This is a genomic window from Oscillatoria sp. HE19RPO (assembly GCF_024220515.1).
Taxonomy (GTDB): Bacteria; Cyanobacteriota; Cyanobacteriia; order Cyanobacteriales; family Laspinemataceae; genus Laspinema.
The window spans coordinates 1-20507 of record NZ_JAMXOT010000223.1 but is presented as its reverse complement, the minus strand read 5'-3'; the positions used below and the strand labels follow the sequence as shown (position 1 = coordinate 20507).

General features: G+C 47.5%; 15 protein-coding genes. 14 read left to right on the top strand and 1 reads right to left on the bottom strand.

The features are described from left to right. Window positions 1-373: 373 nt before the first annotated feature. The 4 genes from psb34 to NG833_RS19960 all read left to right on the top strand — a co-directional run bounded on the left by psb34 (window position 374) and on the right by NG833_RS19960 (window position 6823). The gene (psb34, locus tag NG833_RS19975) at window positions 374-553 is read left to right on the top strand and encodes a photosystem II assembly protein Psb34 (protein ID WP_254567029.1); all 180 of its coding nucleotides are present in this window, start codon (window positions 374-376) and stop codon (window positions 551-553) included. 291 nt (window positions 554-844) lie between these two features. Beyond that, window positions 845-3061 (top strand): tetratricopeptide repeat protein, encoded by a 2217-nt coding sequence (locus tag NG833_RS19970; RefSeq protein ID WP_254567028.1) that lies wholly within the window; start codon window positions 845-847, stop codon window positions 3059-3061. 592 nt (window positions 3062-3653) lie between these two features. Further along, entirely contained in the window at window positions 3654-6356 is a 2703-nt protein-coding gene (locus tag NG833_RS19965) for an RNA helicase (RefSeq protein ID WP_254567027.1), read from the top strand. A 230-nt stretch (window positions 6357-6586) separates the two neighbouring features. Continuing rightward, a complete protein-coding gene (locus NG833_RS19960) occupies window positions 6587-6823 on the top strand; it encodes a hypothetical protein (protein WP_254567026.1) in 237 nt (78 codons plus the stop codon). A gap of 13 nt (window positions 6824-6836) precedes the next feature. Here NG833_RS19960 and NG833_RS19955 read toward each other — a convergent pair whose 3' ends face one another. Further along, window positions 6837-8246 (bottom strand): tetratricopeptide repeat protein, encoded by a 1410-nt coding sequence (locus NG833_RS19955; RefSeq protein WP_254567025.1) that lies wholly within the window; start codon window positions 8244-8246, stop codon window positions 6837-6839. A gap of 387 nt (window positions 8247-8633) precedes the next feature. Here NG833_RS19955 and NG833_RS19950 point away from each other — a divergent pair, with 387 nt between their 5' ends. The 10 genes from NG833_RS19950 to NG833_RS19905 all read left to right on the top strand — a co-directional run bounded on the left by NG833_RS19950 (window position 8634) and on the right by NG833_RS19905 (window position 20268). Continuing rightward, entirely contained in the window at window positions 8634-10673 is a 2040-nt protein-coding gene (locus NG833_RS19950; protein WP_254567024.1) for a DEAD/DEAH box helicase, read from the top strand. A 178-nt stretch (window positions 10674-10851) separates the two neighbouring features. After that, window positions 10852-11571, top strand: a complete 720-nt coding sequence (locus NG833_RS19945) for a Uma2 family endonuclease (RefSeq protein WP_254567023.1) — start codon at window positions 10852-10854, stop codon at window positions 11569-11571. Beyond that, on the top strand, window positions 11564-12799 hold the full coding sequence (locus NG833_RS19940) for a GIY-YIG nuclease family protein (RefSeq protein WP_254567022.1): 1236 nt from the start codon (window positions 11564-11566) through the stop codon (window positions 12797-12799). The genes NG833_RS19945 and NG833_RS19940 overlap by 8 nt, the downstream gene beginning before the upstream one ends. A gap of 279 nt (window positions 12800-13078) precedes the next feature. Then, window positions 13079-14386, top strand: coding sequence for an AAA family ATPase (locus NG833_RS19935; RefSeq protein WP_254567021.1), 1308 nt, complete (start codon window positions 13079-13081; stop codon window positions 14384-14386). Continuing rightward, window positions 14386-14841 carry a hypothetical protein gene (locus NG833_RS19930; RefSeq protein ID WP_254567020.1) on the top strand — a complete coding sequence of 152 codons (456 nt, stop codon included), beginning with the start codon at window positions 14386-14388 and terminating at the stop codon, window positions 14839-14841. Before NG833_RS19935 ends, NG833_RS19930 begins: the two co-directional genes overlap by 1 nt. 128 nt (window positions 14842-14969) lie before the next feature. Further along, window positions 14970-16433, top strand: coding sequence for a Fic family protein (locus tag NG833_RS19925; RefSeq protein ID WP_254567019.1), 1464 nt, complete (start codon window positions 14970-14972; stop codon window positions 16431-16433). 15 nt (window positions 16434-16448) lie between these two features. Further along, window positions 16449-19232, top strand: coding sequence for a DNA methyltransferase (locus NG833_RS19920; protein WP_254567018.1), 2784 nt, complete (start codon window positions 16449-16451; stop codon window positions 19230-19232). Window positions 19233-19266: 34 nt separating this feature from the next. After that, a complete protein-coding gene (locus tag NG833_RS19915; protein ID WP_254567017.1) occupies window positions 19267-19509 on the top strand; it encodes a DUF2281 domain-containing protein in 243 nt (80 codons plus the stop codon). 45 nt (window positions 19510-19554) lie between these two features. Then, window positions 19555-19758, top strand: a complete 204-nt coding sequence (locus NG833_RS19910; RefSeq protein WP_254567016.1) for a hypothetical protein — start codon at window positions 19555-19557, stop codon at window positions 19756-19758. A 96-nt stretch (window positions 19759-19854) separates the two neighbouring features. Beyond that, window positions 19855-20268, top strand: coding sequence for a hypothetical protein (locus tag NG833_RS19905; protein WP_254567015.1), 414 nt, complete (start codon window positions 19855-19857; stop codon window positions 20266-20268). The last annotated feature ends 239 nt before the right edge of the window (window positions 20269-20507 follow it).

The following is a 20507-nucleotide window of genomic DNA, read 5'->3' as shown; positions in this document are numbered from 1 at the left end:
GCGGAGGATACAGGCATATTCCCCTCCCTTGGAGGGGTGTCCCGAAGGGACGGGGTGGTTTCTTGATTTGAAACAGACAGATACTTTTGAGTAAAGAAGCATAGATCAATACCTGCTCACGAGGTAGAATTTACCACCCCGCCCCTCCGGGGCACCCCTCCAAGGGAGGGGAATAAGCCCCAAAACTTGAGAAAAATTACCCCGTAAACAACCTACCCTTGTAAGTCCTCCCCATCTCCCCCATCCTCCCCATCTCCCCATCCTCCCGCGTTCCCAGATGGGGTTGTGGATAAAATTGATGATTCCGGGATCAATCTTTCCCGGCATCTGGTAGAGTAAAATTAGGTAGGTAGAAAGACTGAGGTTTTAAAAAATGCCCTATAGTGAAGATGAAGGCGGATTGCTCAATAATTTTGCAAAAGAGCCGAAAATGTACACCGCCACCCCTCCAACGACCACGGAAAAACGTAACTACGCGGTCCAGGCGGTTTTGGGCCTTTTATTAGTCAGCGGTTTATTGGTCTTAGCTGCCTCGATTTCTAGCGTCAGCTAATTAGAACAGCCTGTTTAAACCAGGTTTACGAACATCCGGAGACGACTGAAGTCGTCACTACAAACGAATCCGGAGATAACTGAAGTTGTTTCTGACTGTTTGTAGTAACGACTTCAGTCGTTTCTTCTGGGAATTTGTCCGGACGATCGCCCAGGTGTTATCCCTCCTGAACCTTTGAGGAACTCCTGGAAAGAGTATCTGTTCACGCCAACTTTGCCGATGGAGTTAAGTGTTCAGTGTCCCCTCGGCAGAGTTTGCATCCTTATTCCCTGCACTCGTGATCCTGATACGATGATCGTAACGGATATTCTTCCCCTAACAGTTTTGGACGTTAATCGGCAAACCTACAAGCAGCTTAAACTGGCGCTGAGTCTGAATTTACGCCGTCAAATCTTTGTGGCGGTCTGTGATGACTTGCCTCTGCGAAACCGATTGGCAAAGGGTTTAGTTGCGGATTTGCAAGCGGATTGTGGATGTGGGGAAACCCAGGAGAATGGAGGGGGGAAAACGGGTAAATCCCAATATCCCCGATTGGTGAGTTTGGAGTTAAATCTCCAGGACCCCAATCCAGTTGCCCAAATTGAGGGATGGATCTCTCGTCATCCGCTACCGGATCGGCGATCGCCTTTGCCGGTGTTTCAGGTCCTGGGATTGGAAAAATTAACCAAAGCGAGTCCAGCGGTGCAATGGTCCTTTTTAGCGGACTTAGAGGCGAGTGAGGGCCGCTTGAGTGATGCGGGCGATCGCCTGTTTTCTTGTAGTATCCTACTCTGGGTATCTCGTCCTTGGGGTCGGACGATCGCTCAATCTGCACCCCAATTTTGGCACTGTCGCACTGGACTGTTTGAGTTTGAGGGAGAACCCACTCCCGTCGCCCCGTCTCCAGAGTACAGTCAAACCACCATTGAAGCATCCTCAGTCATCCCCCGGTTACCCCAAGAAAATACTCCACCGCGACAATTACTCCCCTTAGAACAATCTCGCCTAGAAACAGAAGGCGACTACCTCCCCCCCAAAACCCCCACTCCTTTAGTCATCACCCCCATCTCCCTCCTATCTCCCCCATCTCCCCCATCTCCCCCATCTCCCCCATCCCCCCCACTCCCCCCCAAACCTCCAGCAAAGCTGGTGGAATTAGTCTGGGGCACGGTTAATGCACAAATCCCCGGGGATGTCAAGGCAGAAGTTGTGCCTTCTGCGGCCAATACTCTCCCCCTGAAACTCTTGGAACAGGTGGAACAACTGCACCATAGCGGGACCTCTCGGGGGAAACTGGCGGATGCTTATCTGAAATTGGGTTCGTTTTATCGGGATGGGTTATCTAAGGGGAATAGTGGAGGCCAAAATGGGGCGACAGTCACTCCCGAGTTGTTGCCGCAATATTTGACCCTGGCGATTCTGGCATACAAAGAGGCGATCGCCTTGATGGAGAAGGATGCGCCGGAGTGGGGAGATTTGGCCAATGACTTGGGAAATTGTCACTGGATGCGATCGCGCTATCAATCGCAACCGGAAGAGAAACTACCGCACTTATTCAAGGCGGTTGAACTCTATCACCAGGGATTGCAACATCTGGATGCGGAGGCCCAACCCGCTGTCTGGGCGCGGATTCAGAATAATTTAGGGGCAGTCTATAGCGAATTGGCCCGGTATCAAGACCGTCAGGAGAATTTAGAACGTTCCATCGGGGCCTACCAACAAGCCTTAAACTATCGGAAGGGAGAATCCGGTGGGGACCTGCGGCCTTATGCTGCCACTCAAAATAATTTGGGAACCGCCTATTGGAACTTGGCCCAACATCGGGATGCGGTGGAGAATTTAAAACAAGCGGTTTCGGCCTATAGTGAAGCGTTGCGACATCATTCGCGATCGGAACAACCCCTAGAATATGGGATGATTCAAAATAATTTGGGGACAGCCTATTGGAATTTAGCCCAATATGAAAAACCGAAAGATTATCTGATGCTGGCGATCGCTGCCTATCAGATTGCATTAATGTATCGGACAAAACAGAAACTTCCCACGGCTCATGCTGCGACTCAAAATAATTTAGGAACCGCCTATTGGCATTTGGCCAATCACTCGCAATCCGAACCGGAACTGCGGGCGGAATTTTTAACGGAGGCGATCGCCGCCTACGATGCAGCCATTACCTTGGGAGAGACACTCTCTCAACAGGCCGGGGGTCTGTCTTCTCCCCAAAAAATCTTAGCCTTTGATTTGATTGCCGCTCATACCAACGTGGGATTGGCTCATTATCAACTGGTGACCCAAACCAACGCCATCCCCGATGCCACCTGCCGCGCTCAACATCTCCATGCCGCCCTGGATCATTATATCCAAGGGGCGACTGCCACTCAAGACCAACCGGAACGCCATCAAAATGCCTGGGCCTATATTGTCCAAATTGTCCGCACCATTTATGGGGAATTTGGCATTGAGGGACAAACTCGGGCATTATCCCGAGTCCCCGGTTCCCTGTTAAGCGAACTCATGCGCCGCTTGTAACCCAGTTTGGTCTATCTCTCTTTCCAGATTGACAATTGTCAATAGCTAACAGGTTCAACAGACTGGAGAGACCGGAACCGAGGATAAGGAAAACCCAAAAGGTCATAATTGAAAGAATTAAACAATTAAAGCCAAAAATTGGCAAGATGACCCGGCAATTTTTTGAAAACAGAACAGGTATAAACCCAAGTCGAAGGATGACCTAGAAGATTGCTATAATAATCACCAAAGAATAATGGGATTTTAATAAAGAAGCGGGGGAGAGAGCCAGCCAACGGGCAACCCCCCCACCAAAATCGGTCAGGCAATTGGGAAGCGAGCAAATTCTAAGGGCAGCGGAGGAGAACGCTAAAAAAACAAACGTATAGCGGTTCCTGGAGTCATCAGGTACAGATGCGATTAAGGAGTGCGAGCATCTTGCTCGCTATCCTAGAATAGCGAGCAAGATGCTCGCACTCCAAAAAAATGTCCAGGAATAACACTGGAAAACGCTATATCCGACTGCTAACTAAAGCAACTGCTAGAACACAGGAGCGACCCAGGCAAACCGATTTGAAAAAACAGTAAACAAAAGCACTAGGAATTTTTGGGCGTGAACAGTACCCCTATCTTGAAAAAATTTGAGTCAAACAACCTGTTTCCCTTTGCGTTAGATCGATTTCAGCATGAGGCGATCGCCGCCTTAGAAGCAGGCCGGTCCGTGGTGGTTTGTGCGCCCACGGGGTCCGGGAAAACCTTAATTGGAGAATACACCATCCACCGCGCCTTAAAACGGGGTGGACGAGTCTTTTACACCACCCCCCTCAAGGCCCTCTCCAACCAAAAACTGCGCGACTTTCGCCAACAGTTTGGGGAAGAAAACGTGGGACTCCTCACCGGGGATATCTCCATCAACCGGGATGCAGCGGTGTTGGTGATGACCACGGAAATTTTTAGAAATATGCTCTACGGCACCTCCATTGGGGCCGTGGGGACCTCCTTGCATGGGGTTGAGGCAGTGGTTCTGGACGAATGCCACTACATGAACGATCGCCAACGGGGAACCGTCTGGGAAGAATCGATTATCTACTGTCCTCCAGAGATTCAGCTAGTGGCCCTTTCTGCCACCGTTGCCAATGCCGGACAGTTGACCGAGTGGATCTCCGAAGTACATGGCCCTACGGAGTTAATTTACTCCGACTATCGACCCGTTCCCCTGGAATATTACTTTTGCAGCGCCAAGGGATTATTTCCCCTGCTGAGTAAAGACCAGACCAAAATTAACCAGCGCCTGATTAAAACCCCAGGGAAAGGCAGAGGGTCGAATCGAGACGAACCGGGGTTAATCGAGTTATTGACCCATTTGCATGAAAAAAATATGCTTCCGGCGATTTACTTCATCTTCAGTCGTCGGCGATGTGATGATGCAGTGACCCAAGTTTCGGACCTGAGTCTCGTCAGTCCAAAAGAAGCGGCCCAACTGCACAAACGAGTCCATGAATTTTTAGCTAAAAACCCAGAAGCGGAACGCACGGGACAACTGCAACCCCTGCTACGGGGAATTGCTGCCCATCATGCCGGAATTTTACCCGCTTGGAAAGGATTAGTCGAAGAACTGTTTCAGGCGGGGTTAATTAAAGTCGTCTTTGCCACAGAAACCCTGGCGGCAGGAATTAATATGCCTGCTAGAACGACAGTGATTTCCAGTTTATCCAAGCGCACCGATGATGGACATCGACTCTTAAAAGCCTCAGAATTCCTGCAAATGTCCGGTCGAGCTGGTCGTCGCGGGATGGATGAACGGGGGTATGTGGTTACGGTACAGACCCGGTTTGAAGGGGCAAAAGAAGCGTCCTATTTAGCTACCGTGGGACCGGACCCGTTGGTGAGTCAGTTTACTCCCACTTACGGGATGGTCTTAAATTTGCTGCAAACCCATACTTTAGAAGAAACCAAAGAACTGGTGGAATCGAGTTTTGGGCAGTATTTGGCAACCTTGCACCTGCAACCGAAACTCCAAGATATTTCCAAACAAACCCAGGAATTGGCCAATCTCAAAAAGCAGTTACAAGGGGTGGATGAGGACCTGTGTAAGGGATATCAAAAATTACGCGATCGCATGAAGGTGGAAAAGCAACTGCTCAAAACCCTAGAGGAGCAAGCGCGAGAATCCACCCGGACGATCGCCGCTCAAGCGCTGCCAACGGCTGAACCGGGACAGTTGCTCAGTCTCAAAGGCCGTCATATTGTCACCAAAGAACCCATTTTGGCAGTTTTGGTCGCCAAAGCACCGGGACCGGGGAAATCGCCGATTTTGGTCTGTCTGAGTCAAAGCAATCGCTGGTATGTGGGGACGGGACTGGATGTGGTGGAATTGCATGAACCGCTTCCGAGGTGGAATCAATTTGAATCCCCGATACCTCCGGGGGAATTGGTGTTGAAACCGGGACAATCCCGCAAGGGGAATGAAGATACAGCGGCGATCGCTCAGTTGATTCCCCTGGAAGTTCCCACCTTTTATGCCCCAGAAGTGGTGGAACAAGAGGGGCGAATTGCGGCCCTGCAAGGTCAACTCAAGGACCATCCTCTGAATCAATATGGACATCCGGGCACCCTGGTTAAACATTTTAAACGCTATAAGCGCTTAGAAAGCGACCTATCCAAGGTTAAAAACAAGCTGGATAGTCATCTGACGGCGCACTGGGAAGAGTTTCTGGATTTAATCAACATTCTGCAACAGGTGGGATGTTTACGACAGTTGGAAACTAAAACCGATGGTGATGAAGAGGTGGTTGAAAATCTGACCTTTGAGGTGACTTCCTTGGGGGAAAGTGCGGCAGCGATTCGGGGAGATAACGAGTTATGGTTGGGATTGGCTTTGATGTCTGGCTGTTTAGAATGGTTAGAACCCCATCAGTTTGCTTGTGCTTGTGCCGCCTTGGTGACAGAGGTTTCCCGTCCTGATAATTGGACGAATTATAATCTGTCCCGAGAGGTGGATGGGGCGTTGTCCCAACTGCAAGGAGAACGACGGAAACTGTTTCAACTGCAACATCGGCATCGGGTGACCCTGCCGATTTGGTTAGAACGGCAATTAATTGCGATCGTCGAAGAGTGGGCACTGGGAGTGGAATGGAACGAACTCTGTGCGAATACGAGTTTAGATGAGGGGGATATTGTGCGGATGTTGCGCCGGACTTTAGATTTCTTGTCTCAGATTCCTTATGTTCCTCATATTTCTGAGGAGTTAAAGGTGAATGCTTATCGGGCGATTCAGTTGATTAATCGCTTCCCGGTGAATGAGACAGTAGATTAAGCCACTGGCGGGAATTGGAAGGCTCCTTAAATGGTTCAGTTTTAAGGGTGCGATCGCCCTCCCCGATATTTTGGGGAGGGTTAGGTTTTATCCCAGATTCTGCATTAATCATGCTCAATAAAAACCCGCACCCTCAAGGGTGGGGCTATACAAACGAAGCCCGCCTGCGCGGGCTAAGTAAAGACAAACGACTTTGTTGATTAGCCGTTTCCTTCGAGAGGATTGAAAAAGTGAAAGAATATACCTTTAAACTGGATGATTCAATCAGCCAATTTGTTGAGCAGTTCCAAGACTATGGGTTTCAAGATTCGAGGGCGCTTGTTATGACAGCGATGCAAAGATTGCGATCGGCTTTAGAATCAGCGAAATTACAAGAATCAGCCGCCCTTTATGCGGAACTCTATGAAGAAGAGCCAGATTTACAAGCATTAGCTGAAGCTGGGTTAGAAGAATGGCCGAAAGAATAAAACTCTATATCAATTACCGCCTTCGCCGACTGCGGAAGCTACCTCCACGAGTGCGAGAGGGGGTGCGAATGGAGTTTGAGTTCCGTTGCGGGTTGGGAACATTCACCCGAGGGGAATTATTGGATTTTCTGGGGGATACATAGTAATAAATTTCATTGCAGGGATTTCCCCAAGCGTCCCCGCATTCTTGATAGTCTGCCTGATCGCTTTCATCGAGATTAGATGCCGTTGTTGCTTGCAAATAGTCGATAATTTTTTGCGCTAATTCTTGATTGGGAGTATCCCCTTGCTGAGAAAACAGTTGGGCCGCTTTCTGGAAGTCTGCCATTGCGGCAGAGGGGTTGTTGAGCGCATAGTGAGCGCCACCTCGTTCGAGATAGGCTTGAGCATAATTGGGCTGGTTTTGAATGGCGAGATTGTAGTCTTCTAGGGCTTTTTCCTCATTTCCAAGTTCATAATGAGATAACCCTCGGTTGTAGTAGGCTTCGGCAAAGTTAGAATTGAGTTGGATGGCTTTGTCGTAGTGTTTAATGGCTTGGAGATTATTTCCGAGTTCTGAGTAAGCGATTCCTTGTCCGATGTAGGCTTCCGGTTGGCTGGGATTCAGGCCGATCGCCTGGTTAAAATATTGAATCGCTCGCTGATAGTCTCGTTTACTAATTTCCGCAGCGCCTCGATTATTAAAGTCTACCGCTTTTTGAGCCGTCGCCATTCGATTGTTAATGTTAGCCAGATTAGTCTGATAGCTGGATAACTTTTGTTCTGCGGTTGAACTGACGATGCTATCCGGTGAAATGCTCTCTAATTGCCCGATCGCTTGTTGCCATTTCCCCCGTGCTTTGGCCCAAACTTGCACCGGATGAGGAGGATTTTGGACGAGCAATGCCGCTTCCATTGCCAGGGTTTCTGCTCGTTTGAGGCTTTCGGTTGCGGTGAGGTTTAGTTGTAGGGTAGTTTGGAGCGATCGCAATTCGGATAAATTAGCCTGGGCTTGTTGATAGTTGAATCCCGGTAAATTAGGGGTTTTTTCTAGGATAGCCGTGGTGGTTTGCAGGGTTTGGCGGTGCTGTTTCAGGAGGTCAATATCTACGGTTTTTTGCGCCATTTCTATCTCAGCGCCAATGGTGGTTGAGGTAGTGAGCGCCCAATGCTGAACCTTGAGTGCGGCGATCGCACTTCCCCCCACCGCCAATCCCAACAAGGCGATCGCGGCGAGCAATGCTTTGGGTTTCCCGGAAGAGGGCGATGCGACTGGATTCGGTGACGCTTCCGGGCGATCGTCTGCCTCAGTTTGCTCCGATTCTGCTGCCGGTGGCGGTGCGATCGCCTCAGGCAACTGCTCTAACTTTAAATCCATCTCCATCGCCTGACGCAATTGCTGCAACTCTAACTCAATCTCAAAGTCCTTACCCTGTTGATCCATTTTTCCTACCACCTGCTCGTTGGTCTATGGAATGCGCACCCCAATTTGGGATATCCTGATTTTACTGTGGTTGGGACTGACAGAATGCATCGGTTTTGACTTGAGCACCAGAACCGGCGGGGGTTAAAACCTAGCCCTGTCAAGGTGGTAAATTTAATGAAGAAAAATCGTTATTTCTTGTAGGGGCGTATTGCATACGCCCTCCGGAGGGCGCAAGCATTGCGCCCCTACAATCTACACACCTTGACAGGGCTAGGGTTCAAACCTCCGCTGGTTCTTGCAACTGGTTCAAGATGTCGGATGCATCGCTCATTTCGTTCAAACTCGGGCAAGCTCGTGACTGCCTAATTCCCTCACCCTAAACTATCTCATGACCCTATCAACCCCATGATTGCAATTCCCTCCGTTTCCGTTACCTACGCCCAGGATGGCACTTCCACCCGCCCCAACGCCCTCGGGATGCGCCCCATGCAAGAACTTGCTTATCAGAAACGGGGGGAACAATATCTGCTGATTAAATCTCCCCCCGCCTCGGGGAAAAGTCGGGCGCTGATGTTTATTGCTTTGGATAAGCTGACTCACCAGAAGCTCAAACAAGCGATTATTGTGGTCCCAGAGAAGGCGATCGGGGCTAGTTTCCATAATGAACCCTTGACAAAGTTCGGCTTTTGGGCGGATTGGCAGGTGGAACCCCGGTGGAACCTCTGCAATGCCCCGGGTAACGATGGCGGTAAAGTAGAAGCGGTAAAAACATTTATCGACAGCGAGGCGAAAGTGCTGGTTTGTACTCATGCCACATTTCGGTTTGCGGTGGATAAGTTTGGGGTGGAAATGTTGGACGATCGCCTGATTGCCGTTGATGAGTTCCATCATGTTTCCTCTAATCCAGACAACAAACTGGGGGACCATATCCGCCAAATCATGACTCGCGATAAAACCCACATCGTCGCTATGACGGGTTCTTATTTTCGCGGCGATGCGGAAGCGGTGCTACATCCGGAAGACGAAGGCAAATTTCACCACGTTACCTATACCTATTATGAACAACTCAACGGCTACGAATACCTAAAACAGCTCGATATTGGCTATTATTTTTACTCCGGTAGCTACACCGATGAAATTATGCAGGTTCTCAACCCCCATGAGAAAACGATTCTGCATATTCCGAATGTCAATTCTCGCGAAAGTACCAAGGACAAAATCCGGGAAGTGGAACATATTATTGAGGCATTGGGAGAATGGCAGGGGATTGACCCGAACACCGGATTTCAACAGGTCAAAACTGCCGAGGGGAAGATTCTCAAGATTGCGGACTTGGTGGATGATGACCCCAGCAAGCGGGATCGGGTTGCTGCGGCGCTGAAAGACCCCAGGCAGAAAAATAATCCTCATCATGTGGATATTATTATCGCCCTGGGGATGGCTAAAGAAGGTTTTGATTGGATTTGGTGCGAACACGCTTTAACCATTGGTTACCGTTCCAGTTTGACGGAAATTGTCCAGATTATTGGGCGGGCGACTCGGGATGCACCGGGTAAGACTCGCGCCCGGTTTACGAACTTAATTGCGGAACCTGATGCCAGCGAAATGGCGGTGACTGAGGCGGTGAATGATACGATTAAGGCGATCGCCGCTAGTCTGCTAATGGAACAGGTCCTCGCGCCCCGTTTCGAGTTCAAACCCAAGCGCCCAGACAATCAACCCACTCCCGGCTTTGAGTATGGGGACAGTGGCTACGATCCGACTCGGTGCAATATGGGAGTGAATCCACAAACGGGGGAAATTCAGCTAGAAATTAAGGGGTTAACCCTACCCAAAAGCCCGGAAGCCTCCCGGATATGTCGCGAAGATTTAACAGAATTGGTGACCGCTTTTGTGCAAGATAAGCCGAGTATTGAGCGCGGTTTATTTGATGAGGAATTAGTGCCCGAGGAACTGACCCAATTGCGGATGGGTAAGATTATTAAAGACAAATTCCCGAATCTGGATGAAGGCGATCGCGAAGCGGTCCGCCAACACGCGATCGCCGCTCTCAATTTGGTGCAACAAGCTAAGAAAACCCTGAATGAAGGGGACGGGTTAGCCTCGAAAAACACCGCCCTAATTGATGGAGTGCGCCAGTTTGCCCTATCCGTAACCGATTTAGATATTGATTTGATTGACCGGATTAATCCGTTTGGGGAAGCTTATGCAATTCTGGCTAAGTCGATGAGCGAAGAACGGCTAAAACTGGTAGCAGAGGCGATCGCCGCCAAGCGAGTTAATCTCTCTCTAGAAGAAGCGCGAGAGTTAGCAAAACGGGCGCAGCGGTTCAAACAGGAAAAGGGCCGCGTGCCTTCTCTCACCGCCGCCGATCCTTGGGAAAAACGCATGGCGGAAGGGATTGCTGTCCTAGTACGGAAGGTTAAGGAGGAAAAAAATGCCTAAAATCAATTTAGGGAACTCCACAAAATAAAATATCCAAACAACCCGCAGGCTGAAGCCTGGGTCTACACGGACGAAGCCCGCCTGCGCGGGCTAATCCAGTCTTGTTAGGTGCGATCGCATCAAATTTGGATGATTTATTTGTTGGAATACCTTATAGCTCATCTGGAGGTGAAAATCCATGACCCTCTCCCTAGAAAAATCCACCCCCCCAAACTCCATCCTCCAACGCCACAACGCCACCTGGCAAGACTATGTGGCTATCCGGGATAACGGGGATATAGACTGGCAAAAAATCTCATTTCATCAAGGATGGTTGTGGGTAGATATGGGCACAGAAGGACCAAATCATGCTTCGTTCAGTGATTTGATGACGGCAATTTTCTTTGTTTGGGTATTTCTGCACCCTGAGTTTGTCTTACAATCTTATGGTCGCTGTGTCATTGAACGGCCCGATACCCACGCCTGTGCGCCAGATTTAGTGCTGTACAAGGGTGATAATATTCCCAGATGGCAACCCGGAGAACCGCGCCGGATTGACTTGCGTCGCCACCGTTTGCCCGACTTGGTGGGGGAAATTGCCGATACGTCCCTCACCCTTGACCTAGATGAACAAAAGCAACTCTACGCCAGCTTAGGGATTTCTGAGTATTGGGTGGTTGATGTGAAAGGACGGCGGATTTTTGCCTTTAGCTTGACTCCATTGGGGCATTATGAAGCGATCGCCCAGTCCCAAGTATTGACGGGGTTGCCGATCGCCCTTTTAGAACAAACTCTAGAACGACTAAACACCGAAACCAACACCGCTGCTGCCAATTGGTTAATTCAACAGTTACAAAACCCGCCCCAACAACCGGACGGCATTGCTGAATCTGAACACCAGGAGGAAAACAATGCCTAAATCCAAATCCAACAAATCCACCACTGATGAAGATTTAGAACTATTGGCTGAGTTGGGGATAGATATCACCCCGGAACCTACTCGCCAACATTCTCCCAGAGAAGAGAGAATTATCGCCGGTTTTGAGGAAATTGAGCGGTTTGTCGCGGAAAAAGGTAGACTGCCTCAACATGGAGAAGAGGGGGATATTTTCGATCGCCTCTATGCGGTACGACTCGATCGCCTGCGAGAGTCTGCGGAATGTCGCGCCCTCCTAGAACCTTTGGACTCCCAAGGGCTTTTAAATGCAGAAAATGATGCTAGTTGGGCTTTAGAAGAGAGCCTGGAAGAAGACGAAATTGATGCGGCGCTGTTGGCTTCTCTGGGGGTTGATGCGGCTTCAGAAAATGATGTGACTCAGTTAACTCATGTGCGTTCGCGTCGAGAAATCAAGGCAGCGGAGGAAGTTGCCCAGCGGTTTCCTTGCGAGGATTTTGATGAATTTAAAGCTATGTTTGAGGAAGTTGGCCGTCAGTTAAAAACTGGGGAACGGCAAACGGTAAAATATCAGGATAATGCCACAATTAATCCCGAGGATTTGTTTATTCTGGATGGACAGAAAGTTTTGGTGGCTGAGATGGGAGAGATGTTTGTTAGTGACTATGGTCTTAAAAATTGCCGGATGCGGGTGATTTATGATAATGGCACTGAGAGTAATCCCCTGTTTCGGTCATTCCAGCGCGCTTTAAATAAAGATAAAACCAGTCGTCGCATCACTAAGCTGGATTTAGGTCCGTTATTTTCCTTTCAGGCTGAACCTGAAATTGAGGCAGAAAATGACTTACCCACGGGTTATATTTATGTGTTGCGAAGCGATTCGGAGCATCCTTTTATTGCTCAGAATCGGGGAATTGTTCATAAAATTGGGGTGACGGGTGGGGATGTCAAAAAGCGGATTGCTAATGCCAAGCAGGACCCGACCTATTTGTTAGCGGATGTGGAAATTGTGGCGACTTTTAAATTGGCTAATATTAATCGGAAGAAACTGGAGGGAATTTTGCAGAAGTTTTTCGCCAGTGCGCGATTAGAGTTGGAATTGCGCGATCGCTTTGATATGCCGGTTAAGCCGAGGGAGTGGTTTCTGGTGCCGTTGGCAGCTATTGAGGAGGCGATCGCAAAAATTCAGGACGGCACCATTGAGCAATTCCAATATGAGCCGGAATCAGCCAGTCTGATTAGAGTATCATAACACATTTTATTAAGAAAAAGGGAGCATCTCAATTTGGCCTCAAAGGGGAATTTATACGTCTTGCTCCCCCTTCCCGGAAAGACATTTATTCCTTATACCTCCCTCTCCTCTTAGGGGAGGGCCGGGGAGGGGTGGGAAGGGGGCTGGGGGGTTAGGTCTCTTTGCCAAATTGAGATGCTCCCAAGAAAAAGCAATTGGTTTCCCACAATGGACATTTTCCAATGAGTTTTGGGAACCCGCAGAGTTTAATATTTTAACTCACCAACGGAGTGAACTAGGATGATTACAGAAATAGAGTTAAAAGATTTCAAAAGTTATAAATCGGCGACATTGTACTTAGGGCGACTTACCGTATTAATTGGAGCCAATGCTTCCGGTAAAAGTAATGTTATTGAAGCCTTGCGGCTTGTATCTCGACTCGCCACTGGGGAAAGACTGGGATTGCTCAGAAATCCTCAAGAAAAAGGAGAGACTTTCTTTCGCGGGAATGTCGAACATTTAGGATATCGAGGGAAGCAGACATTTCAACTGGCTTGCTTGACAAACCATCCCGATTGGGAAGGTTTTGAGATTCAACTCGGACTCAGTTCAGACAACCATTTGCAGGTTATGCAAGAACGGATTACCAGTTCAAGTTCTAAAGTTCCGTTGTATGAAATCACCAGTGAACCGCAAGGGGCAGGAAGTGATATTTTTGTGACTTATAATAATTTTGCGAGAGGCGGCAAAAAACCGAGCCTGGTTTGTAGTAGTCATATTGCGGTTTTTACCCAACTTTTAAGTGCCATTCGATTTAGACCCGAAAATACCAAAAGTCGAGAAATTATCCCCAAGGTTTGCGAGCAATATGTCCGGTGGTTAAGTGGGATTGTGTTTTTAGAACCCGAGCCTAGCTTGATGAGAGATTATGGTCACAAAACCGATTTAATTTTGCGCGAGAAAGGGCAAAATCTATCTGGAGTTATTTATAATTTATGTCAATCTAAAACCTCTAAGCAGGCGGTTTTAGACTTTGTTTGTAGTCTTCCAGAACAGAATATTGAGGAGATTAGTTTTTTAGAAACCCCTCGGGATGAGGTGATGTTACAACTCACTGAAACGTTTGGAGGGGTGGCAACTCCTTATGATGCCGCACGATTGTCTGATGGAACGCTGCGAGTTTTATCCATTGCAGCGGTATTACTTTCTGCACCGGAAGAAAGTTTAGTAGTCATTGAAGAAATCGATAATGGTGTACACCCCAGTCGTGCGAGTGACTTACTATCTCGGATGGCTGAAATTGCTCGAAAACGTAATCTCCATATTCTCATTAGTAGCCATAATCCTGCCTTATTAGATGCGCTTCCCGATGAGGCAATTCCTGAGACTGAATTTTGTTATCGCAGTCCTGATGATGGGTCAAGTCAATTAATTCGGTTGCAAGATATTCCCGATTACCCGGAACTGATTGCTCAGGGTTCCGTGGGTCATTTAATGACTCGTGGACTGTTAGAACGTTTTGTCAAGCAGCATCCAGGAAATGACATCAAAAAACAGCAGGCCCTAGACTGGTTGACCTCGCTTAATTCGATGGTGGAGGCTCACTAATGGCGGATGTCTCGATTGTCGATACTTCGATTTTTTGTAATGTTCTTAATATTCCTAAATTGAATGATGAGCGAGGGTTAGTCATGGAACAACTCAGGAATTTTTTGGAAAAAGGAACCCATTTACTGTTACCGATCGCAGTTGTTTATGAAACCGGAAATCATATTGCTCATATCAGTGAGGGTCGTTTGCGCCGACAATGTGCTGAGTTGTTTGTTGAGCAAGTTAAAATGGCGATCGCCGGGGAAACCCCTTGGACGGTGATGCAGGTTCCCACTTTGGATGAAGTGCAACTCTGGTTGACTGATTTTCCGGATTCAGCAACACAAGGGAAAGGGATGGGTGATCTCTCAATTGTCCAGGAATGGGAAAAATCGAGGCGCTTGTTTCCCAATCGTCGGGTGTTTATCTGGTCTTTAGATAATCACCTTCAGGGGTATGATTCCCATCCTTAAAATGTTTCAGAGGAAGACAGTAATCTGGTGAGGGAGATAGGAGAGCTTTTGTGATGAACACAAGCCCGATCGCATTTGCTTGAGTCTTACAGTTTGTTATAATAGGGTCAGTATATAAATGAAACTTTATGTTGTGGAAACCCATCGAAGATTTGCCATCCAACTGGCAAGATTTAGCTAGTAGTGAACTGCCCCCTTTAGTCACGGTTTGGAACGAACAAGCCGATCGCCTGCGTCAATCTGGAGAGTTTCAAACCTTTAGCGAAAAGTTGCGGCGGGAAATCGCGATCGAAACGGGAATCATTGAGCGGTTGTACACCCTCGATCGCGGCATCACTCGTTTATTGATTGAACAGGGAATTAATGAAGCATTAATTCCTCATGGAGCCACAGATATTCCGGTTAAACAAGTTGTTTCCCTGATTAAAGACCAAGAAGCTGCTATTGAGGGATTATTTGATTTTGTTGGCGGACAAAGAAACTTATCTAATTTTTATATCAAGCAGTTACATCAAGTTTTAACTCAGAGTCAGGACAGCACAGAAGCCTTAACCCCACAGGGAAAAATCTTTAAAGTTTCCTTAATTAAAGGGGACTGGAAACGTCAACCGAATAACCCCCTCCGACCCGAAGGCACAATTCACGAGTATTGTCCTCCTGAACAAGTGGCATCGGAAATGGATCGATTAATCGCTTTCCATCATCAACATCAAGAACAAAAAGTTCCGCCTGAAATTGAGGCGGCTTGGTTGCATCATCGATTTACCCAAATTCACCCCTTTCAAGATGGAAATGGTCGGGTTGCTCGGTGTTTAGCCAGTTTAGTCTTCATTCAAGCCAGTTGGTTTCCTTTAGTCATCACCCGAGACGATCGCGCCGTTTATATTGCCGCTTTGGAAGATGCAGACTGCGGTGAATTATCGAGTTTAATTAATCTTTTTGCCAAAAGTCAAAAGCAAGCATTTTTAAGAAGCCTAGGTCTATCAGAACAAGTCTTATCAGAGACGAGAAGAACCCAAGTCATTCTGGCTGCGATCGCTGATAAATTGCAACAAAATCAGTTAGCCTCGGTTCAGGAAAAATGTCAAAAAGCGGAAACATTTGCTGCCCTTTTATTTGATATTGCTTCTCAACGCTTCCAGGAAATTGCTGAGGACATTAAACTATCTGTACAAAATTTATTAAGTGATGCCCCCGTTTTCACAATTGCTGCCCCCGTTGGCGACCCTCGATATTATTACCATCGCTATCAAGTAGTGGAAACCGCGAAACAACTAGGATATTTTGCCAACCTGCGGAACTATCACACTTGGATTCAATTGGTGATTAATATAGAAACCTCCATAACTATTCTTCTTTCTTTTCATGTGCTCGGACATGAATACCGTGGTTTACTGATTTGTAGTGCCTGTGCTTACCATCGAGATAATGGGGATGAAGGGGAACCGACCATTAGCGATCTTCAGCCTTTAACTGATTCGCCGTTTCAATTTTCCTACGCTGATGAACAAGAAAATTTAATTCCCCGTTTCCAGCAGTGGCTAGAAAATGTGATGGTCACCGGGTTAGAGTATTGGAACAAGAGTATTTAAGAGAATTCTAAAACTATGAACGCTGTTGAAATCGAAGAAGCCGTTTCCCAACTCGCCGAAGCACCATTTGACCCCGAAGAATTTCCCTTTGCCTTCCTGGAAGCGTTTGGGAACAAGACGACGACGATTAAGCGGCTCAAAAGTGGGAACTCCAATCCATCGGATTTACCCGGTGGGGTGCTTCAGCGTAATAATATTCATTTGAAAGTTTGCCCGGAAGGGGAAGTTACTGCAACTCTCACAGCATTGCGCGAGAGTGCCGCTACGACTCGCTACAAAGCTAAATTTATCCTGGCGACGGATGGCAACAGTTTTGAGGCGGAAAATCTGGCGGATGGGGAAACCGTTGCCTGCGATTACCGGGACTTTTCTGACCATTTTGGGTTTTTCCTGGCTTTGGCGGGGATTACCACAGTCCGGCAAATCCGTGAGAATGCCTTTGATATCAAGGCAACGGGTCGCCTGAATCGGCTGTATGTGGAGTTACAGAAGCAGAATCCAGACTGGGATAAGGCGGAACGTCAGGAAGAGTTCAATCATTTTATGGCGCGGCTGATTTTCTGCTTTTTTGCGGAAGATACGAATATTTTCCACAGTGAGGGATTGTTTACCCAGACGATCGCCCAGATGAGTGCCCCCGATGCTTCTAATACCCATGAGGTGCTCTCGGAGGTATTTCGGGCGATGAATACTCCCCTAAAGGACCGAAAGGCTGCGGGGATTCGCAGTTGGGCGGATCTGTTTCCTTATGTGAATGGCGGGCTATTTTCCGGCAATGTGGCAGTGCCCCGTTTTAACAAAATTGCCCGTTCTTATTTGCTTCATGTGGGAAATCTGGACTGGAAAAAGATTAATCCTGATATTTTCGGGTCGATGATTCAAGCGGTGGCGGATGAGGAGGAACGCGGCGCTTTGGGGATGCACTATACCAGTGTGCCGAATATTCTCAAAGTGCTGAATCCGTTGTTTTTGGATGATTTACGGAGTCAGTTGGAAGAGGCGGGGGAGAATCGCCGCAAGTTGTTGAATTTGCGGCAACGGATAGCGCGAATTCGGGTGTTTGACCCGGCTTGTGGGTCGGGGAATTTTCTGGTGATTGCTTATAAGGAAATGCGGAAGATTGAGGCGGACATTAACCGGCGTCGGGGAGAGTTAGAGCGCCGTTCTGAGATTCCTTTAACCAATTTTCGGGGGATAGAAATTCGCCATTTTGCCGCAGAGGTGGCGCGGTTGGCGTTGATTATTGCGGAGTTTCAGTGTGATGTGTTGTATCGGGGGCCGCAGTTGGCATTATTGGAGTTTCTGCCTCTGAAAAATGATAATTGGATTACCTGTGGGAATGCGTTGCGGTTGGATTGGTTGAGTTTGTGTCCACCCACGGGAACGGGGGTGAAGGTGCAGCGTGAGGATTTAGATTTATCGGGAGAAACGCGAGACGAGGCGGAGATTGATTTTGAGAATGAGGGGGGAGAAACTTATATTTGTGGGAATCCTCCTTATCAAGGAAGCGTCAACCAAACAATCGATCAAAAATATGATATGGCTCATATTTTTGATCGGATTTTCAAAAAATATAAAGATCTTGACTATGTAGCAGCATTTATTTTAAAATCTGCACAGTTTAATAAAAGCAGTGGATCATCTAGTGCTTTTGTAACAACTAACTCTATCACGCAAGGGGAGCAAGTGGCTATGTTATGGCCACTTATTTTTGGAGAAGATAATTGCATTCAATTTGCACACACCTCATTTTTATGGAGCAATCTTGCAAGTAATAAAGCAGCAGTAACCTGTGTAATTATTGGCATTTCAGCAAACCCCAAATATCCAAGACAGTTATCTGATAATGATATTGTTCGCAATGTCACAAACATCAGTCCTTATCTTTTAGCAACAGATTCAGTGATCGTTAAAAAAAGAGCTCTTGCATTATCGGAAATTGGTAATATGCAATCAGGAAATAAACCTACTGATGGTGGCAACCTAATTCTTGACTTTACAGAAAAGGCTTTACTCTTGAGCCAGTTTCCATCTTCTTCTCGATTTATTAAGCGTTATGTAGGGTCTAGGGAACTGATTAATGGCGGAGGAAGGTGGTGTCTATGGATAGAAGACGAAGAACTTCAAGCTGCACTAGCAATCAAGCCTATTCGAGAGCGAATACAAAAGGTAGCTATCTTTCGCGCTAATAGCCGAGGTAAGCAAGCCAATGATAAAGTTGATGCCTCACACCGTTTTGTATTTGCACCACACTCGTGTAAAGCTGGAATAGCTGTTCCAAATGTCTCGTCGGAAAGGCGAGAATATTTACCCTGCGAGATAACAGGAGAATCCATCGTTGTATCCAATCTCGCCTCTGTCATTTATGATGCACCTCTGTGGAATATGGCACTAATCGCTTCACGGCTGCACCTAGTCTGGATTGCCACCGTCTGCGGCAAGCTAAAAACCGATTTTCGCTACTCCAATACTCTCGGCTGGAATACCTTCCCGGTTCCCACTCTAACGGAAAAAAACAAACTCGACCTGACCCGTTGCGCGGAAGAAATCCTATTAGCGCGGGAGCATTATTTCCCCGCTACGATTGCGGAAATGTACGACCCAGAACGGATGGATAGCGAATTCCCCCTTGTCCGGGAAGCGCACGATCGCAATGATGAAATTATCGAACGCATTTACATCGGTCGCCGCTTCAAAAACGACACGGAACGCCTAGAAAAGCTGTTTGAGCTTTATACTAAAATGACCAGTCACCAAAAGCCCGGGAAAAAGTCTGCTAAACGGAAAAAAGATAAATAATCGTAAAAAACTTACACCTACGGAGATTCCAGCCATGTCTAAAACAAGTGTAGAACGGCAAAATTTAATCGAGGCTGTCAATGCTCTACCCGATGAGGTGCTGACTGAGCTTGCCAGCTTTGTTGACTACCTCCGTTATAAAACAGTCCGGCAGCAGCGCACTGAGTCACCTCAGCAAAACTTCCTATTGGCGATCGCTGGTTTAGGAAAATCCGGACAACCCGACACTTCAGATCATGACGAAGAAATTTTACGCAATGAAATTGATTCAATTTGATTGTGGTGTTTTTTTATGTTATTCTAACTATCAACTTGCCCATTGATGCGATCGCTCCCTAAACAGCAGTCAGCACCGGCTATACCCAAAGGGCTAATTGCCGATCGCCCCCTGGGGAAACCCCAGAAACCCTGGGTTTTTCTCGGTCCCACGGTTCCCTCTGAGATCTACAGCAGAAACCTGGATGCTGGGTTGGGGGCAAAAAAGCAGTCCGCATCCGCTATTCCCAAAGGGGCGATCGCCTCCTAAAAAGCAACACCCAGAGGATATCAAACTCGCAATCCAGTCTTTCCCGATATCTATGGAATCAGGAGTCCATCTTATTATCATCAGGATAAATTAGTCATGCCAAAATCTAACCCCCAACCCTCATTTAGTCTGCATAAATTAAGAGAACTTCAAATCAGATTAGATCGCGACAAAGATTTAGGGAAGTTCTGGAATTATTATATGGACCGATTTATCGACCATCCCGAATTCCTGGATTTTGGCGGACCTGTTGAGCATCGTTTTTTGCAAGAAGTCATCCCGACGATCACTCAGAAACTGTTTAAGCAAGACCCGCACAATCTGTTTCTAATTAAGATTCCTGAATATGAGTTTATTCATGGGAGCTTTTTTGTAGGCAACGAGATTGGTGGATTAATCTATTTCGAGAAAAAACGTAAGGGGGTGGCGGCCATATCCGACCCTAATCAATCAGGAATGGTGCAGTATTCTCGCTTCACCGGATATCCCATAGATAATAATAATAACTGATACCCCTCACTTCCGTTCCCCTCCCCTCTTACAACAATAGGTTTTTTACGTTTAACTGGACCTCTTGTCCCCTCCCCTTGGCAAGGGGAGGGTTAGGGTGGGGTTCTTCTTGGAGGAATGAGTGGATGCTGAGTTCACGCGATCGGGCGTCATGAAGAAAGACGTTGGCACCTGGCTTGATACAGGCGCTTAAACCGTAGCCCTGTCAAGATGGTAAATTTAATGACGAAAAATCGCTA

Bases quoted from the DNA above. Each gene is read 5' to 3' on its own strand.
- psb34 (WP_254567029.1), top strand. From the start codon at position 374: ATGCCCTATAGTGAAGATGAAGGCGGATTGCTCAATAATTTTGCAAAA.
- NG833_RS19970 (WP_254567028.1), top strand. From the start codon at position 845: ATGATCGTAACGGATATTCTTCCCCTAACAGTTTTGGACGTTAATCGG.
- NG833_RS19955 (WP_254567025.1), bottom strand. From the start codon at position 8,246: ATGGATCAACAGGGTAAGGACTTTGAGATTGAGTTAGAGTTGCAGCAA.
- NG833_RS19950 (WP_254567024.1), top strand. From the start codon at position 8,634: ATGATTGCAATTCCCTCCGTTTCCGTTACCTACGCCCAGGATGGCACT.
- NG833_RS19945 (WP_254567023.1), top strand. From the start codon at position 10,852: ATGACCCTCTCCCTAGAAAAATCCACCCCCCCAAACTCCATCCTCCAA.
- NG833_RS19940 (WP_254567022.1), top strand. From the start codon at position 11,564: ATGCCTAAATCCAAATCCAACAAATCCACCACTGATGAAGATTTAGAA.
- NG833_RS19935 (WP_254567021.1), top strand. From the start codon at position 13,079: ATGATTACAGAAATAGAGTTAAAAGATTTCAAAAGTTATAAATCGGCG.
- NG833_RS19930 (WP_254567020.1), top strand. From the start codon at position 14,386: ATGGCGGATGTCTCGATTGTCGATACTTCGATTTTTTGTAATGTTCTT.
- NG833_RS19925 (WP_254567019.1), top strand. From the start codon at position 14,970: ATGTTGTGGAAACCCATCGAAGATTTGCCATCCAACTGGCAAGATTTA.
- NG833_RS19920 (WP_254567018.1), top strand. From the start codon at position 16,449: ATGAACGCTGTTGAAATCGAAGAAGCCGTTTCCCAACTCGCCGAAGCA.
- NG833_RS19915 (WP_254567017.1), top strand. From the start codon at position 19,267: ATGTCTAAAACAAGTGTAGAACGGCAAAATTTAATCGAGGCTGTCAAT.
- NG833_RS19910 (WP_254567016.1), top strand. From the start codon at position 19,555: ATGCGATCGCTCCCTAAACAGCAGTCAGCACCGGCTATACCCAAAGGG.
- NG833_RS19905 (WP_254567015.1), top strand. From the start codon at position 19,855: ATGCCAAAATCTAACCCCCAACCCTCATTTAGTCTGCATAAATTAAGA.